The organism is Allobosea sp. (assembly GCF_048595345.1).
Taxonomy (GTDB): Bacteria; Pseudomonadota; Alphaproteobacteria; order Rhizobiales; family Beijerinckiaceae; genus Allobosea.
Window position 1 is genome coordinate 1 of sequence record NZ_JBMDWH010000061.1, and the last position, 15,903, is coordinate 15,903.

The following is a 15,903-nucleotide window of genomic DNA, read 5'->3' on the forward strand; positions in this document are numbered from 1 at the left end:
CAAGGCCGCCCGCTTCGTGCGCTATTGCGACGCCTTCGAGATCCCGATCGTCACCTTCGTCGACGTGCCCGGCTTCCTGCCCGGCACGGCGCAGGAATATGGCGGGCTGATCAAGCACGGCGCCAAGCTGCTCTTCGCCTATTCGGAATGCACCGTGCCGCTGGTCACCGTGATCACCCGCAAGGCCTTCGGCGGCGCCTATGACGTGATGGCCTCGAAACATGTGGGCGCCGACGTCAACTATGCCTGGCCCTCGGCCCAGATCGCGGTGATGGGCGCCAAGGGCGCGGTTGAGATCATCTTCCGCGGGGGCGACGCCGAGACCATCGCCCGCCAGACCAAGGAATACGAAGACCGCTTCATGTCCCCCTTCGTCGCGGCCGAACGCGGCTATATCGACGAGGTCATCATGCCCCACGGCACCCGCAAGCGCATCGCGAGAGCGCTGGCCATGCTCAGGACCAAGAGCGTCGAGCGTCCGTGGAGGAAGCACGACAATATTCCGCTTTGAGTCGGAGATTTCGCACAGCAATCACCGCGTCATCCCGGGCTTGCCCCGGGATCCATCGAAGAGCGCCGCGCCCGACGATGGATCCCGGATCTCCGCTACGCTGCGTCCGGGATGAAGAGGTGACGCAACCGGGCGGCAAACATGACTCCCCGCCGATAATCCGCTAAGCCGGCAGCCATTCCCGCCGCCTGCCCAGCCTCATGCTCTTCAACTCCTTCGTTTTCCTGCTCGCCTTCCTGCCGCTGTCGCTGGCGCTCCACGGGGGCGCCGAACGCTATGCGCCGGCCTGGCGGCTGCCTGTGCTGGTCGTGCTGTCCTTCGCCTTCTATGGCTGGTGGGACTGGCGCTTCCTGCCGCTGCTGGCGCTCTCGATCGGGCTGAACTGGCTGATCGCCGAGGCCTTCCACAAGACGAAGGCCGGGGCGCTGATCAGCCTCGCCATCATTGCCAATCTGGCCGTGCTGGCGCTGTTCAAATACTTCAACTTCTTCGCCGATCTGGCTGGAATGATTCCGGGTTTGCCGGCGCCGAAGCTGGAACTCGCGCTACCGCTCGGCATCTCCTTCTTCACCTTCCACCACATCATGTATCTGACGGATCTGAGGCGGGGCCAGGCGCCGCGCTTCGATCTCGTCCGCTATGCGCTCTACATCGCCTTCTTCCCGCAGGTGCTGGCCGGCCCGCTCGTGCGCTGGCGCGAGATCATGCACCAGTTCGACGAGCGGCCCTATCAGCGGCCGGACGCGGCGGAGCGCTTCGGGCGCGGGCTGATGCTGCTGACCTTCGGCCTCGCCAAGAAGGTCCTGATCGGCGATCCGCTGGCCGAATACGCCAATCCGGTCTTCGCCGCCGCCGCTTCCGGCAAGGCGATCAGCCTGGTCGAGGCCTGGCAGGGCACGCTCGCCTTCACCTTCCAGATCTATTTCGATTTCTCTGGCTACACCGACATGGCGCTCGGTTTGGCGCTACTCTTCGGCATCGTGCTGCCACAGAATTTCGAGGCGCCCTATCGCTCGCTCTCGATCCAGGATTTCTGGCGGCGCTGGCACATGACGCTCTCGCGCTTCCTGCGTGATTACCTCTACATCGCGCTCGGCGGCTCGCGCCACGGTTTGCCGCGCCAGGTCTGGGCGCTCTTCGCTACCATGGCGCTGGGCGGCCTCTGGCACGGCGCCGGCCTCACCTTCGTTGCCTGGGGCGTGGCCCATGGTCTGGCGCTGATCGTCGCGCTGTTCTGGCGTCGGGCCGGCTGGCCGATGCCGGCCCCGCTCGGCTGGCTCCTGACCTTCGTCTTCGTCGCGCTGTGCTGGGTGCTGTTCCGCGCCACGAGCTTCGAGGCGGCGCTGGCGATCTACAAGGGGCTCATCGGCCTCGGCGGCATCGGCACCGGCTTCAAATGGCGCGCACTGGTGCCGGCCGCGGCCTTCGCCATCATCGGGCCGACCGCCTGGGCACTGGTCCACCGCCTGCCGCCGGCCCGCTGGCTCGCCGTCCTGCTCGGCCTGCTGCTCGTCATCATCCTGCTCAAGATCGGCGAAGACGCCAATTATGAGTTCATCTACTTCCAGTTCTGAGGCTCCGCCGGTGGCCTCCGCGCGCTGGAAGAGCTTCGCCGCAACGCTGGCGGGAACCGCCGCGCTGCTGGCGACGGCGTTCCTCGGCTGCGCCTTCCTGATCGACCCCTACGACACCGGCCGCTCGCCCCTGCGGCTGAAGGAGGGGATTCGCCCGCAAGGCCCGCGCACCGCGCTCGCCAGCCGGGGGCGCGATGCGCAATTCCAGGGCGCGATCCTTGGCAACTCCCATATCCAGCTCGTCTCGCCCGAGAGGCTGCGGGCGGCGACGGGCATCCCCTTCGTCTCGCTGATCGCGCCGGGCTCCGGCCCGCGCGAGGCGCTCGCCACGCTCGACTGGTTCCTGCGCCACCATCCCGGCTCGGCGGCGCGCGCGGTCATCGTCGGGATCGACCCGCGCTGGTGCGCCGCCGATTTGAAGCCGAAAGACGAGCGCCCCTTTCCCTTCTGGCTGCTCAGCCGCAGCCCGGCGGAGTATCTCGCCGGCCTGATGCGCTACGACTTGGGCGAGGAACTCCTGCGCCATCTCGCATATCAGAGCTCTCCGGGTGCCGAGCGCGCCCGCCCGGACGGCTATTGGGACTATGACGACGGCCGCGCCCATCCCGAGCGGCCTCAGCGTCAGGCGGAACTCTCCCAGCCCGCCGAGACCGGCGGGGGCAATCGCCACGGCCCCTTTCCGGCCGCGACGGACCTCGAAGCGGCGATGGGGGCAGCGCCGGGCACCGCACTGCTACTCGTGCGCCCGCCCGTCTACGCCACGGCCCTGCCCCGCCCCGGCAGCGCCGACGAAGCCGCCGACACGGCCTGCCGCGAAGCCTTCGCGGGGCTGGCGCGGCGCCGCCCCCTGACGGTCCTGATCGACGGCCGCACGGACGGGCCGGAGTTGCACGACCCGAATCTGTTTTTCGACCACGGTCATTATCGCCAGCCCCTCGCCCGGCTGATGGAGGAGCGGATCGCCCAGGCCCTGCGCGACGTCGTCCGCTGAGGCGCGCACCCCCCGCAGAGGCCCGAAAACAGCCGATTTTCAAAGCCTTGTTCAGAAGCGTCGCCGGAGCCACGGAACCGATTGTTCCGGTTGAGACGCATCGCTATAAGGGCGCCAAATCGGCTCACCCTCTTCGGCAAGGCCGCAGGGCGCGTAAGCCGGCAACGCAAGAGAGCGCCATGTCGAAGCAGATCATTCTCGATGCGGAATACAAGCCGGCTGACGACGAGCCGTTCATGAACGAGCGTCAGCGCGAATATTTCCGCGGCAAGCTCATCGCCTGGAAGGACGAGATCCTGAAGGAGGCGAAGGAAACCCTCGTGACCCTGCAGAAGGAGAGCGAGAACCACCCCGACATCGCCGATCGAGCCTCCTCCGAGACCGACCGCGCCATCGAGCTGCGCGCCCGCGACCGCCAGCGCAAGCTCATCGCCAAGATCGACGCCGCCATCGCCCGCATCGACGATGGCTCCTACGGCTATTGCGAGGAAACCGGCGAGCCGATCTCGCTGAAGCGCCTCGAAGCCCGCCCGATCGCGACCCTCTCCCTGGAAGCGCAGGAGCGCCACGAGCGCAACGAGCGCGTCTTCCGCGACGATTGAGCGAAGCCCGGCCGCGCAGGCGGATCCCGTATTGTTCGGGCGGCGCGCCCGTCAGCCGCGCGCGGCGGCATCGCTCTCGGCCGCGTGCTGGCGCCGCAGCCTCAGCGCATCGGCCATGAACAGTCGCGACAGGGCGTGATAGAGCGGCTCGCGCGAGATCAGCCGCGCGGTGCCGAAACCGAGCACGGACACCGCCATGAGCGCCGTGACGTTGTCGTGATTTCCGGTCATCTCGAGGATGATGACGAAGGCGGTCATCGGCGCCTGGACGACCCCCGAGAAATAACCGGCCATCCCCAGCAGCGCCGCGAGGCCGATCGGCGATCCGAGCAGCTGGCCGAGCGTGCTGCCCAGTCCGGCCCCGACCGAAAGCGAAGGCGCGAACAATCCGCCGGGTATCCCCGCGACGGAGGAGGCCAGGCTCGCCAAGAATTTGCCGATGAAGAAGAAGGGTGGCAGCGGCGTGCCCTCGATCGCGCTGCGCGCCTGGCCGTAGCCGGTCCCGAAGCTCGTGCTTTCGCTCGCGATGCCGAGAACCGCGACGATCAGGCCGGCGGCGAAGGCGAAGCCGACCGCTCGGCGCATCGGCGTGCCGGCCTTCACCCGCCGGATGCGTCGAATGAGCGCGATCGTCGCGCTGCTGAAGCAGGCGCCCAGCGCTCCGCCGCCGATACCGCAGGCCAGGATCAGCAAGCCGTCGCGCCGCAGTTCCGCCGTCGCGCCGGTGACTCCGAAATAGGTGTAGTTGCCCACCATGGCGAGAGAGGCCAGCCCGGCGATGATGACCGCCGACAGCACGATGCCGTTGGCGCGGGCCTGATAGCTGCGGCTCATCTCCTCGATCGCGAAGACGATCCCGGCAAGCGGCGTGTTGAAGGCCGCCGCGATGCCGGCTGCGGATCCGGCCAGAATGAGCCCGCGCGCCTGCACCATCCCGCCCCAGCGAGCCGCTTGCAGCATGATCGAGGCGCCGACCTGCACGGTCGGCCCCTCGCGGCCGATCGACGCGCCGCACATCAGCCCGGCGATCGTCAGGACGATCTTGCCGACGGCGATACGAAGCGACAGGAAGCGTGAGCGATCCTCGTCCTCGCGCAGATGGCGCGCCGCAATGGCCTGTGGAATGCCGCTGCCCTGCGATCCGGAAACGTAGCGGGCCGCGAGGAAGGCGCAGAGCGCAAAACCGAGGGGCGTGACCAGCAGCGGCGCGAAGCGCAGCGGTCCCTGCGCATCGCCGATCAGGGCGAACAGGTTCTGGGCTTCGTCGGCCAGCTTCGCGAAACCGGCACTGACGATCCCGATGGCCAGCGCGCCCGCCCAGAAGACGAGGCGCTGCCGCCAGTAGCGCCGTCGCGCCACGAGTGCGTGGGAACGCCGGAGCAATCGCCTTGGACCTGACCGCGCCACGCGCCGAACTCCTGGCCGAACTGCCGCCGCTTGAAGAAGAACCGCTTAAAGAAGAACCGCTTTCAGCTGCCGAGGACAAGATGGCTGGCGCGCATTCACGCTGCATCGCCTGCGGGAGCATCATGGCGGGAAGACGACGAAAAAGCCCCGCGTCGGGAGAACGCGGGGCTTCTGGCCGCCTGCCGTGAAAGCTTGGGGAGCGTGGCGGGCGGCGGGGCAAGCATGATCCGGAAAAGCGGGAGCCCGTTTTCAGGATCATGCTTCTCGAATGGCGGCTCGGGAGAGACCGCCGGCCGGTTCGGCGCGGGTGACGAGGGGGAGCGTCCCGCGCCGGCCGGAAGAGATGGGCGTCAGCCGTTCGGTCGGCCCTTCGTTCCGGTGAGTCGGCTGGAGCGGCTTTCGAGAACCGGAGCGCAGCGGACTGATGTCCGTGAGCACCGGAAGCACAGAAAGCTGTTTCAGACGGCCGCCGGAGCGGAGGGACGGTCGGACGGACTAGAAGGGCAGCAGGATGTCCATCACCTGCTGGCCATAGCGGGGCTGCTGGACATCGGTGATCTGGCCGCGGCCGCCATAGGCGATGCGGGCTTGGGCGATCTTGGTCGAGTCGATGGTGTTGTCGCTTTCGATGTCCTCCGGCCGGATCACGCCGGCGACGATGAGCTCGCGCACCTCGAAATTGACGCGGATTTCCTGCTTGCCCTCGATCACCAGATTGCCGTTGGGCAGGTTCTGCGTGACCACGGCGGCAACGCTGGTCGTCAGGGTCTCCGACCGGTTGATCGAGCCGGTGCCGGCGCTGGAGGAATCGGAATCGAGCTTCAGCAGCGAGGAGGCCTTGGCGCCGTCGGGCAGGAACTTGTCGACCTTGTTCTCGAAGCCGAAAAGGTTGGCCGCCCCGGCATCCTCGGCGTTCTTCCGCGAGCGCTGGGTCGAGTTGTTGAGCTGCGCCTTGTCCGTGACCTTCACCTTGACGGTGACGAGATCGCCGACATTGCGCGCCCGTTGGTCCTTGAAGAAGGCGCGCGAGCCGGTGCGCCAGAGCGAATTGGGGGCGTAGGAGGCATGCTCCACCGCCGGCATCGGCATCTGAACGGGCTTGTAGCCCTTGGCCGCGGTGGGGTCCTCGATGGCGGAGAGGTTCGGCGCCTGGCCGACATTGGCGAGCCGGTCCCCGACGCCGCAGGCGCCGAGCGAGACGGTCATCAGCAGCAGGCAGGACAGTTGGGCGAGACGGCGCGAGGGGTGACGCATGGCGGGACTCACTGGGCGCTGGCGATGCGGCCGATGGCCGGCTTGACGGAGACGCGGCCCGGGCCGGTGATCGTGGCCTGCAGCACGCGCTTGGATTGGGGATTGGTGACGGAGACGACATCGCCCATCGCACCGGATTCGTTCACCCGGCCGCGCATGGTGATGAGGATGCCCGGCGCCTCGTAGACGATGGTGACGAGCTCGCCCTTGGCGACGATCTCCTCGCGCTGGACGTCGCCATTGCGCAGCGGGACGCCGGCCATCAGCGTGCGCTTGGCGACCTTGTCGATCGCGGCGCGGGAATCGCTGACGAGATCGGCGCCCTGCCCGTCGCGCGGGCGCCGCTCCACCGTCACGTCGGCGGCGGTCAGCGTCTCGCCGCGCGCGACCGCGCGCCGGGGCACCACCACCTCGACCGTTTCGACCAGCTGGCCGGTGATCCGCAGCGGGGTCAGCCTCATCGTGGCGCTGCCGGGCACCGCGAGCCGGGCCGCGATCCGCCGGGCGCGGGCATCGAAGGCGAGGTCCACCACCGCAAGGTCTCCCGGCAGCTCGGGTTCGATCGACAAGGCGGGCGCGCCGCCGTCGATCGACAGGGCCAGCATGCGCGCATCGACGCCATAGCGCTCCTGCAGGCCGCGCTTCACCGCCGCCTCGATGTCGGCGGCGGCGATGCGGCGCGACGCGCGCGTCACCACCACCTGGGCGAAGCCCTGGCTTTCCAGCTCGCCCGCCTCGCGCACGATGCCGGCGGCGCGTGCCGCCTCGACAATGCGGGCGACCTGGATCGTGCCCGTCTCGCCGAGCGCCGGGGCCCGGAAGGCTGCCATCTGGGCGACCTCACCGGAGAGCCCCGCGATCAGGTCGCCATAGGTGACCAGATCGCGCGAGAGATAGATTTCCGGGTTGAGCTGCAGCTTCGGCACGGGCACGGCGACCGGCACAGGCGCGGCAACCGGCGGGGCGGCCACGGCGGCCGTCGCGACCTGCGGATGCTTGCCCTTGCCCGGCTGGGCGGCGCCGGCACCGCCCGCCATCAGGGCGGCGGCAGCGACCGAGGCGGCGAGAAGGATGGAGCGGATCATCATTCCTGCCCTCCTCACCCGCGGAACATCTGCGTGGTCGACGACATCATGCTGTCGGCGGCCGAGATCACCTTCGAGTTCATCTCGTAGGCGCGTTGGGCGGCGATCAGCGAGGTGAGCTCGGTCACCGCCTGCACATTGCCTTCTTCGAGATAGTTCTGCTGCAGCGTGCCGAAGCCCTCGCCGCCGCCGAAGCCGTCGATCGGCTGGCCCGAGGCCGCTGTCTCGATGAACAGGTTGTCGCCGATCGATTCCAGGCCGACCTTGTTGACGAAGCGCGTGAGCTGGATCTGGCCGAGCTGCTGCGGCGCCGTCTGGCCCGGGATCATGGCCTCGACCGTGCCTTGCGCGTTGATGCTGACCGAGGTCGCATTGGTCGGCACGTTGATGCCCGGCTCGACGATATAACCGTCGCGGGTCACGATCTGGCCCTGCGAGTCGAGATCGAAGGAGCCGTCCCGCGAATAGGTCGTGCGTCCGTCGGGCATGCGGACCTTGAAGAAGCCCTCGCCGCGAATGGCGAGGTCATAGGGCTTCTCGGTCGGCGAGATGTTGCCCTGGGTCATGACACGGCCCGTCGAGACGGTCTTGACGCCGGAGCCGATGAAGGTGCCGGCCGGGGCCTGCGTGTTCTGGTCCGAGGTCGCCGAGCCGGCGCGGCGGAAGTTTTCGTAGAGCAGATCCTGGAAATGCACCTGCTGGCGCTTGTAGCCGGTGGTGCGAACGTTCGCGATGTTGTTGGAGATGACCTGGACGTTCATCTCCTGGGCGGCCATTCCGGTCGCGGCAGTCTGCATGGCGCGCATGGCGTCGGTTCCCTTCCGCCTCAGGCCTGCTGGTCAGCGAGGCGGGTGATCGCCTTGCTGCGCAGATCGTCGTTTCGGCTGATCATCTGGGCGACGTCCTGATAGGAGCGCTGCACCACCATCAGCCGGGTGAGTTCGTTGACGGCTTTGACATTCGAACGCTCGACCGCGCCGGTTTCGAGCCGGGCGCCCGGCAGGGCCGGCTGCGCCGGGGTCGGCGAGGAAAACAGGTTGGCGCCGTCGTTGACGAGGGTCGCCGGATCGGCGAAGCGCACCTGCCGCAGCTTGCCGCGGGTGCCCTGGTCGCTGGTGACCGTGCCGTCGGCGGCGATGCGCAGATCGTATTCGCTGGGGCCGAAGGTGATCGGTCCGCCCTCGCCCATGACCGGCTGGCCGGTCTGGGTGACGAGCTGGCCCTGGCGATTGACGGTGAGGGAGCCGGCGCGGGTGTAGCGCTCGCCCGCCGGGGTCTGAACGGCGAGGAAATTGTCGCCCTTCAGCGCGACGTCGAGCGGATTGCCGGTGAATTCGATCGTGCCCTGGGAGAGGTCGAGCGGCGTGCCCTTGTCGACGACATAGGAAAGAGCCTGGTCGGCAGGCTTGAACGCCTCCGCCTTGGCCTTGGGCATGATGAACTCGGCAAAGCGCGCATTGCGTGCCTTGAAGCCATTGGTGCCGATGTTCGCCATGTTGTTGGCGATGACATCCAGCTCCCGCTGCAGGGCGACCTGCCGCGAAAGGCCGACGAGAAGCGCGTTCTCCACGGCGAAAACTCCCGATCCTGTCCCGCGGCGACCTCGACGCTCCCCAGCGCAGTCGCCACGACCCTGGTTCCGCAATCGGCGTGCCATCGTGGTTAATTTCGGCAAGGCGTTGAAATCACGAATAGAAGTGCCGTTGTCCCCTCCCCCTTGACCCTGGCAAGGGCTGCCAGCCGGGCAGAAACGACCCGGCAAAAACTGCCCGGCTTAACGGCGCGTTAACCGTGATTGGCGAAGGTCGCAGGAGCGGCAGAACGCCGTTTTGCACGGCCGGGGCAGGACATGGCGAAGAGTGCCAAGAAGGAAGAGGAAGGCGCTGCCGAGGCGCCGGCGAAGGGCGGCAAGAAGAAGCTCTTCATCATCATCGGCGCCGTCGTGCTGCTGGCCGGCGGTGGCGGCGGTGCGGCCTGGTTCTTTTTGATGAAGAAGCCGCCGGCGCAGGAGCATGCGGCTGCCGAGCCGGCGCCCGCGAAGAAGGCCGTCACCTTCCTCGACATGAAGGACATGATCATCGGCATGTCGGGCAATGGCCAGCAGGAGCGCCCGCCCCTGATGAAGATCAAGGTCGCCCTCGAGATCGGCGACCCCAAGGTCGCCGACGAGGTCAAGCCGCTGATGCCGCGCGTGGAGGATTCCTTCCAGGTGTTCATGCGCGAGCTGCGCCCGTCCGACATCGAAGGCTCGGCCGGCATGTACCGGCTGAAGGAAGAGCTGCTGCGGCGCGTCAACATGACGGTCTACCCCGCCAAGGTCGACGCCGTGCTGTTCAAGGAACTGCTGATCCAATGAGTGTCGATCGCGACAATCCCGGCCGTCCGGGTGCCGACGAGCCGATGACGCCCGAGAGCATGGCGGCCGAATGGGTCACCCTGCCGGAGGTGCAGGACGACGAGCCCGAGCAGGAAGGCGGTACGGACCGCCTGATGTCTCAGGAAGAAATCGACACCATGCTCGGTTTCTCCAGCGGCGACGACGCGGCGTCCCGCAACGGCATCCAGGCGATCGTCGATTCCGGCTCAGTCGCCTATGAGCGACTGCCGATGCTCGAAATCATCTTCGAGCGCCTGGTGCGCCTGCTGTCGACCAGCCTGCGCAATTTCTTCACCGACAACGTCGAAGTCACGCTGGAAAGCATCCGCTCCGTGCGCTTCGGCGATTATATCAACTCGATCTCGCAGCCGGCCGTGCTCTCCGTCTTCAAGGCCGAGGAGTGGGACAATTTCGGTCTCATCACCATCGAGTCGGCGCTGATCTATTCGGTGCTGGACACCATGTTCGGCGGCAAGCGCGGCCAGCCGGCGCCGCGCATCGACGGGCGCCCCTTCACCTCCATCGAGATCCGGATGGTGCGCCGCGTGATCGAGCTCGTGCTCGGCGATGCGCAGGCCGCGTTCCGGCCGCTGTCGCCGGTGCATTTCACCATCGACCGGGTGGAATCGAACCCGCGCTTCGTTTCCATCTCGCGCCCGGCCAACGCGGCGATCCGCGTCGAGCTGAAGTTCGACATGGAGGGCCGCGGCGGCTCGCTCCATCTGCTCCTGCCCTATGCCACGATCGAGCCGATCCGCGAGTTGCTGCTCGAAAGCTTCATGGGCGAGAAGCTCGGGCGCGATCCGATCTGGGAGAACCATCTCGCGACCGAGGTCTGGCAGGCCGATGTCGACGTCACCTGCCTCCTGCACGAGACGCGGATGCCGCTGAAGCGCGTGATGAACCTCGCCATCGGCGACACGCTGATGTTCGATGCCAAGCCGGATTCGGCGGTCTGGCTGCGCTGCGGAGACTTCACCGTGACGCAGGGCCGCATCGGCCGGGTGGACGACAAGATCGCGGTCCAGATCGTCAGCCCGTTGCGGCGCTCCAAGACAACGCTCGCCGCCTTCGACAGCCTCGCCAGCCATCTCGGCGCCACCAACTGAGACCGCAAGCATGACCATCAATCTCATCGCCGATGCCCTGGTGGCCTGCCTGCTCGTCGCGACGATCATCACCTGCTACATCCTCGCCAAGCGAATCGAGCGCCTCAAGGCGGATGAAGCGGGGATGCGCCAGACCGTGGGAGCGCTGATCACCGCGACGGACAATGCCGAGCGCGCGATCGCCGGCCTCAAGAACACGCTGGGCGACTGCGACCGCACGCTGGACGAGCGCCTGCGCACGGCCGAGCGCTATGCCGCCGATCTCGCCGCGCAGGTCGAGGCCGGCCAGGTCGTGATGGAGCGCATCACCCAGATCGTCAGCGCGGCGAGCCTTGTCGCCCGGCCGGCGCCCGAGGTTGCCGCGCCCGCTCCGGTGGCCGAGCCGGCGCCCCTCAGCCGCATGGAGAGCGCGGCCCAGTCGGCCGCCGCCATCCGCGCCCGCGCCGCCCGCCGCCTCGAAGCCCAGTTGGAGGGGCAGGCTGCGTGATCGAGAGGCCCCGCCTCCTTCCTGCAGTCATTCTCGGCGCCATGGGTCTCCTGGTGCTGAAGCTGCTCGCCTGGACGGCGGAGCCTTATCCGGGCACCGTGCCCGCCAGCCGGACCTTGATCGCCGAGAGCCCCGCCGGCGCCGGCAAGGACGCCTTGTCCTCGGGCAGGAAGAGCCCCCGCGCGGCCGCGCCGGCCGTCTTCGACCCCGACACGACGGGCTCGGTGCCGGCACCCGACCCGCATAAGGACAAGGAAAAAGAGAAGGAGAAGGCGGAGGCGGAAGCCAAGGCCGAGGCGGCCCGCGCCAACAACCCCAACAACAAGGCCGGCCTGATTAACGGCACCAAGGAGCCGGTCTCGCCGGCCGAGAAGGCCTTGCTGGAGCGCCTCGGCGAACGGCGCGAGGAGCTGGACAGCCGCATGCGCGAGCTTGAAATGCGCGAGCGGCTGCTGGGCACCGCCGAGAAAAAGCTCGACGGGCGGCTCGGCGACCTCAAGACGATGGAAGAGAAGGTCGCGCCCGCCAACAAGGGGACATCCGACGAAACCAAGGCGATCAAGAACCTCGTGATCATGTACGAGGCGATGAAGCCGAAGGACGCCGCCCGGGTCTTCGATCGCCTCGGCCTCGACGTCCTCGTGCCGGTCGTCCAGCAGATGAACCCGCGCAAGATGTCGGAGGTTCTCGCCGTCATGGCCCCCGACAAGGCCGAGAAGCTCACCGTCGCGTTGGCCACCGCCGGCCGCAGCCCGCTCGTCGAGCGCGCCGCCAACGAAACCGCCCTGCCGAGCAACGAACTTCCGGCGATCGCCCCGGCCCAGCGCTAGACCATCGTAACCGCGTCCGTTCTGACGCGCGATGGCGTGAGCCGGCCCTGACCGGAAGCGCATCGGCCGGCGCTAAGGGCGGGCGCGGACCGGCGCCATTAAACACCTGTTATGCTTGACGCCTTAGCGTGTCGGTGGGCCTCTCCACCATCCTGGACGGAGGCGCCTTCTGTCGCGTTGAGTCGGGTCTCGGGTTTTGCGTCTGTCGCGTTCCCTCGCATTCGGTATCGGGCTGGCCGCGCTCGCGCTTGCCGCCGGATTGAACGCGCCTGCATGGGCCGGCTCGGCCAAGCTGCGCGGCGAGGCGATGCCGGCCGGCTTCGGGCGCCTTTCGCTCGTCTTCGACGAGCCTGTGCAGACCCGCGCCACCGTTTCCAACGGCGTGCTGATCGTCGGCTTTTCGGCGCCGGTGCAGGTCGACATCGCCAGGATCGCGCGCGAGCTGCCCACCTATGTCTCCGTGGCGCGTACCGATCCGGACGGGCGCGGCCTGCGCTTCGCCCTCACCCAGGGCTACAAGGCCAATCTCATCGAAGCCGGGGACAAGGCCTTCATCGATCTCTTGCCGGAAAGCTGGAAGGGCCTCCTGCCCGGCCCGCCGCCGGAAGCGATCGCCGAGCTCACCCAGCGTCTGCGCCTCGCCGAAGTGCGCGCCCGCGACGCCGCCGCCCGCACGCGCACGACGCCCCCGCCCTTGGCCGTGCGCCGGGCGAGCCTGCCGACGCTGGAGCGGCTGGTCTTCGAGGCCCCCCCGGGAACCGCCCTGAAGGCCGAGCGCACCAACAACGCGCTGAAGCTCGTTTTCGACAAGCCGATGACCGCCGACGCCGCCGCCCTGCGCGGCGCACTGCCGGAAGGCTTCCGCCTGACCGCGATCGATAACGGCAAGGACGCCCTCACCGTCACCCTCTCCATGCCCGAAGAGTGGCAGCAGCGCGATTTCAGCGACGAGACCGGCCTCGTGCTCGACCTGCTGAAGCCCGCCAAATCCGCCCCTCCCCCCTTGGTCGAGCTGCCGAAGCCCGCAACTGCGGAAAACAAGACCGGAGGCGCGCAGACCGAGCCCAAAGCCGCGGAACCCAAATCCGCTGAAGCCAAGCTCCCCACGCCAGGCGTGGCCAAGGAAAGCGGTGCCGCGAGCAACCCTCCCGCGCCCAAGGTCGCGAAGCCGGAGCCACCGCCGGGCAAGGCGCAGATCGAGACGGCGGACAAGCGGCTCGATTTCCGCTTCCCCCGGCAGACGGGCGCGGCGGCCTTTCTCGACGGCGGCCAGCTGACGCTCGTCTTCGACACACGCGACACCATCGACCCGGCCGATCTCGCCAGCCGCCTGCCGCGTGCCGTAGCCGGCAGCTCGGTTTCCAAGGAGGGCAAGGTCACGCTGGTTCGCATGCGGCTGGAAGGCCAGCCCCTCGCCCGCTTCTTCGCAGACGGCGAAAACTGGACGCTGGATCTGGGCGAGGATGCCGGCAAGCCCACGGCGACGGTCGATCCCCAGCGCAGCTTCGACGATCGCGGCCAGAACGCCCTCACCGTGGCCATGCCGGGTCTGACAGGCGTGCATTGGCTGGATTCCGGCCCGGGTGGACTGCCCATGGCGGTCGCCACCGCCATGGGCCCGGCCCGGCTGACGCCGAAGCCTTATCGTTTCGTCGAATTCGAACTGATCCCGACCCTGCAGGGCCTTGCCGTCCAGCCCCGCTCGGACGATGTCGTGGCACGCGCCGGAACCGAACAGGTCTCGATCGGCCGCAATGGCGGGCTCACTCTCTCGCTCAACGTTCCGGGGCAGGACGACCCGCAGACGAAAGCCGCCGGCGGCGCCAAGCTCGCCCCGCTGATCGACGCCGAGGCCTGGACGAAGCTGCGGCTCGGCGCGGTGCGCGACACCGGCCGCGCGCTCGCGCGCGAGGCGGCGGGCGCCTCCAAGGCCCGCAAATCCGAGACGCGGATGGCGGTCGCCCGCTTCGACCTCGCCAACGGCCTGTCTGTCGAAGCACTGGGCCCGCTCGGCCGGATCATGGCCGACGACCCGGCGATGCGCGGCAACCGCGAAGCGCTCTTCCTCAAGGCGCTGGCCGCCGTGCAGTTGCACCGCGACGAGGAGGCCCTGACCGCGCTCGACGTGCCGGCGCTGAAGGGCGACGTCGAGGCCGGCCTCTGGCGGGCGCTGGTGCAGCAGCGCCTCGGCCGCGACGCGCAGGCCCTGGTCGGCTTCCGCCAGGGCGAGGCGATCCTCGACCGCTATCCGCCCGATCTCCAGCCGGAACTGCGCGAGAGCTTCGCCCGCTCGGCTCTGGCCTTGCAGGATGCGGGGATCGCCGAACGGCAGATCAAGCTGCTGGGGAGCCTGCCGCCCGACGAGTTCGACCAGGAGCGGCTGGCGCTGCTGCAAGGCATGCTGGAGGATCTGAACGGCCGGGCCGACAATGCGATGAACCTCTATCGCCCCCTCTTCGAGGCGAAGAGCCGGCCCGTGGCGGCGGAAGCGCAACTGCGCGCCGTGAAGCTCGCTGAGGCCGAAAAACGCTCGGATCTGAAGAGCGAGGAGGCGATCGCCCGGCTCGAGACCGTGGCCGTCGCCTGGCGTGGCGGCGCGGTCGAAATCGGCGCGCTCGCCGAGCTCAATCGCCTCTACATGGCCAATGCGCGCTGGCGCGACGCCTTCCTCGTCGCGCGCCGCGCCAACGAGACCTTCCCGGAAGACGCGCTGACGCGCAGCATGCACGATGCGACGGCCCAGCGCTTCGCCGAACTGTTCGCCGATGGTGGCGCCGACAAGCTGCCGCGCATCGACGCGCTGGCCCTGTTCTACGACTTCAAGGAATTCCTGCCGGTCGGCCGGCGTGGCGACGAGATCACGCGGCTGCTCGCCGACAGGCTGGTCGAACTGGACCTGCTCGATCAGGCGGCGGAAATCCTGCGCTACCAGATGGAAAAGCGCCTGACCGGCGCGGCCCGCTCCACCGTCGCGGCACGGCTGGCGATGATCGAGCTGATGAATGGCAAGCCGGCCGAGGCGGTGCGGGCGCTGACCACCACGCGCCTTGTAGAGCTGCCGACCGATGTGAAGCGCGCCCGCCTGCTGCTGGAGTCGAAGGGCCTCTCGGACCTCTCGCGCACCGATCAGGCGCTCGAACTGCTCGAGGGCGAGCAGGGTGTCGAGGTCGACCGCCTGCGCGCCGATATCAACTGGGTCGGGCGGCGCTGGCGTGAGGCCGGCGAATCCTATGAACGCCTGCTGGACGAGAGCTGGCGCGGCGCGGCGCCGCTGAGCGACAGCCAGCGCGCCGATGTGATGCGCGCGGCGGTGTCCTATGTGATGGCCGGTGAAACCCTGTCGCTCGACCGGCTGCGCACCAAATTCGCGCAGAAGATGGCGCAGAGCGCCGACGCCCGGACCTTCGCCTTCGTCACCGGCGCCAATCGCGACAGGCCGTCCGACATCCGCGAACTGGCGCGGGCCGCCGCCAATGCCGATGCGATCTCAGAATTCATGAAGGCCTATCGCGAGCGCTACCCGAACTATTCCTCGCCGGTGCGCCAGCCCGCGCCGGCCAAGCCGCCCGCCCAGGGCGCCGCGGCCGAGGGAGCGAAACCCGAGCCGGCGCCGCAGCAGAAGGGCTGAGGCACGGCATTACCGCGGCAGCGCCGTGTGGTGTCGTCTCGATGGAGT

The 15,903-nt window shown here is 68.4% G+C and carries 15 protein-coding genes; 10 read left to right on the plus strand and 5 right to left on the minus strand.

What is annotated here, in order from left to right; translation table 11 throughout:
- The 4 genes from ACOJTB_RS06855 to dksA form a co-directional block, all read left to right on the plus strand.
- Positions 1-511: carboxyl transferase domain-containing protein (locus ACOJTB_RS06855; RefSeq protein ID WP_420101779.1), on the plus strand; the 511-nt coding region annotated here is incomplete at its 5' end.
- 200 nt (positions 512-711) lie between these two features.
- Complete coding sequence (locus ACOJTB_RS06860) at positions 712-2,085, plus strand: MBOAT family O-acyltransferase (protein WP_420101780.1); 1,374 nt, start codon at positions 712-714, stop codon at positions 2,083-2,085.
- A 10-nt stretch (positions 2,086-2,095) separates the two neighbouring features.
- Positions 2,096-3,076, plus strand: a complete 981-nt coding sequence (locus tag ACOJTB_RS06865) for a hypothetical protein (protein WP_420101781.1) — start codon at positions 2,096-2,098, stop codon at positions 3,074-3,076.
- A 179-nt stretch (positions 3,077-3,255) separates the two neighbouring features.
- Positions 3,256-3,678 (plus strand): RNA polymerase-binding protein DksA, encoded by a 423-nt coding sequence (gene dksA, locus ACOJTB_RS06870; RefSeq protein WP_420101782.1) that lies wholly within the window; start codon positions 3,256-3,258, stop codon positions 3,676-3,678.
- Positions 3,679-3,729: 51 nt separating this feature from the next.
- Here dksA and ACOJTB_RS06875 read toward each other — a convergent pair whose 3' ends face one another.
- The gene (locus tag ACOJTB_RS06875) at positions 3,730-5,061 is read right to left on the minus strand and encodes a chloride channel protein (RefSeq protein ID WP_420101783.1); all 1,332 of its coding nucleotides are present in this window, start codon (positions 5,059-5,061) and stop codon (positions 3,730-3,732) included.
- A gap of 5 nt (positions 5,062-5,066) precedes the next feature.
- Between ACOJTB_RS06875 and ACOJTB_RS06880 the strand changes: the two genes are divergently transcribed.
- Positions 5,067-5,273 (plus strand): hypothetical protein, encoded by a 207-nt coding sequence (locus tag ACOJTB_RS06880; protein WP_420101784.1) that lies wholly within the window; start codon positions 5,067-5,069, stop codon positions 5,271-5,273.
- A gap of 307 nt (positions 5,274-5,580) precedes the next feature.
- Here the strand turns inward: ACOJTB_RS06880 and flgH are convergent, their stop codons facing one another.
- From flgH to flgF, 4 genes are read right to left on the minus strand one after another with little or no spacing between them, the layout of a single operon-like run.
- A complete protein-coding gene (flgH, locus tag ACOJTB_RS06885) occupies positions 5,581-6,339 on the minus strand; it encodes a flagellar basal body L-ring protein FlgH (protein WP_420101785.1) in 759 nt (252 codons plus the stop codon).
- An 8-nt stretch (positions 6,340-6,347) separates the two neighbouring features.
- Positions 6,348-7,427, minus strand: coding sequence for a flagellar basal body P-ring formation chaperone FlgA (flgA, locus tag ACOJTB_RS06890; protein WP_420101786.1), 1,080 nt, complete (start codon positions 7,425-7,427; stop codon positions 6,348-6,350).
- Between the two features lie 11 nt (positions 7,428-7,438).
- Positions 7,439-8,230, minus strand: a complete 792-nt coding sequence (flgG, locus tag ACOJTB_RS06895; RefSeq protein WP_420101787.1) for a flagellar basal-body rod protein FlgG — start codon at positions 8,228-8,230, stop codon at positions 7,439-7,441.
- A gap of 20 nt (positions 8,231-8,250) precedes the next feature.
- Positions 8,251-8,994 (minus strand): flagellar basal-body rod protein FlgF, encoded by a 744-nt coding sequence (gene flgF / locus ACOJTB_RS06900; protein ID WP_420101788.1) that lies wholly within the window; start codon positions 8,992-8,994, stop codon positions 8,251-8,253.
- A 279-nt stretch (positions 8,995-9,273) separates the two neighbouring features.
- Between flgF and fliL the strand changes: the two genes are divergently transcribed.
- From fliL to ACOJTB_RS06925, 5 genes are all read left to right on the plus strand, one after another.
- Positions 9,274-9,780: a flagellar basal body-associated protein FliL gene (gene fliL / locus ACOJTB_RS06905; RefSeq protein WP_420101789.1), complete on the plus strand. Its 507-nt coding sequence runs from the start codon at positions 9,274-9,276 to the stop codon at positions 9,778-9,780.
- A complete protein-coding gene (fliM, locus tag ACOJTB_RS06910) occupies positions 9,777-10,910 on the plus strand; it encodes a flagellar motor switch protein FliM (protein ID WP_420101790.1) in 1,134 nt (377 codons plus the stop codon). The genes fliL and fliM overlap by 4 nt, the downstream gene beginning before the upstream one ends.
- A 10-nt stretch (positions 10,911-10,920) precedes the next feature.
- On the plus strand, positions 10,921-11,397 hold the full coding sequence (locus tag ACOJTB_RS06915; protein ID WP_420101791.1) for a DUF6468 domain-containing protein: 477 nt from the start codon (positions 10,921-10,923) through the stop codon (positions 11,395-11,397).
- The gene (locus ACOJTB_RS06920) at positions 11,394-12,227 is read left to right on the plus strand and encodes a MotE family protein (RefSeq protein WP_420101792.1); all 834 of its coding nucleotides are present in this window, start codon (positions 11,394-11,396) and stop codon (positions 12,225-12,227) included. The genes ACOJTB_RS06915 and ACOJTB_RS06920 overlap by 4 nt, the downstream gene beginning before the upstream one ends.
- A 259-nt stretch (positions 12,228-12,486) precedes the next feature.
- On the plus strand, positions 12,487-15,855 hold the full coding sequence (locus tag ACOJTB_RS06925; protein WP_420101793.1) for a tetratricopeptide repeat protein: 3,369 nt from the start codon (positions 12,487-12,489) through the stop codon (positions 15,853-15,855).
- The last annotated feature ends 48 nt before the right edge of the window (positions 15,856-15,903 follow it).

Coding starts and splice junctions, on each gene's coding strand:
- ACOJTB_RS06860 (WP_420101780.1), top strand. CDS start 712: ATGCTCTTCAACTCCTTCGTTTTCCTGCTCGCCTTCCTGCCGCTGTCG.
- dksA (WP_420101782.1), top strand. CDS start 3,256: ATGTCGAAGCAGATCATTCTCGATGCGGAATACAAGCCGGCTGACGAC.
- flgH (WP_420101785.1), bottom strand. CDS start 6,339: ATGCGTCACCCCTCGCGCCGTCTCGCCCAACTGTCCTGCCTGCTGCTG.
- flgA (WP_420101786.1), bottom strand. CDS start 7,427: ATGATGATCCGCTCCATCCTTCTCGCCGCCTCGGTCGCTGCCGCCGCC.
- flgG (WP_420101787.1), bottom strand. CDS start 8,230: ATGCGCGCCATGCAGACTGCCGCGACCGGAATGGCCGCCCAGGAGATG.
- fliL (WP_420101789.1), top strand. CDS start 9,274: ATGGCGAAGAGTGCCAAGAAGGAAGAGGAAGGCGCTGCCGAGGCGCCG.
- fliM (WP_420101790.1), top strand. CDS start 9,777: ATGAGTGTCGATCGCGACAATCCCGGCCGTCCGGGTGCCGACGAGCCG.
- ACOJTB_RS06915 (WP_420101791.1), top strand. CDS start 10,921: ATGACCATCAATCTCATCGCCGATGCCCTGGTGGCCTGCCTGCTCGTC.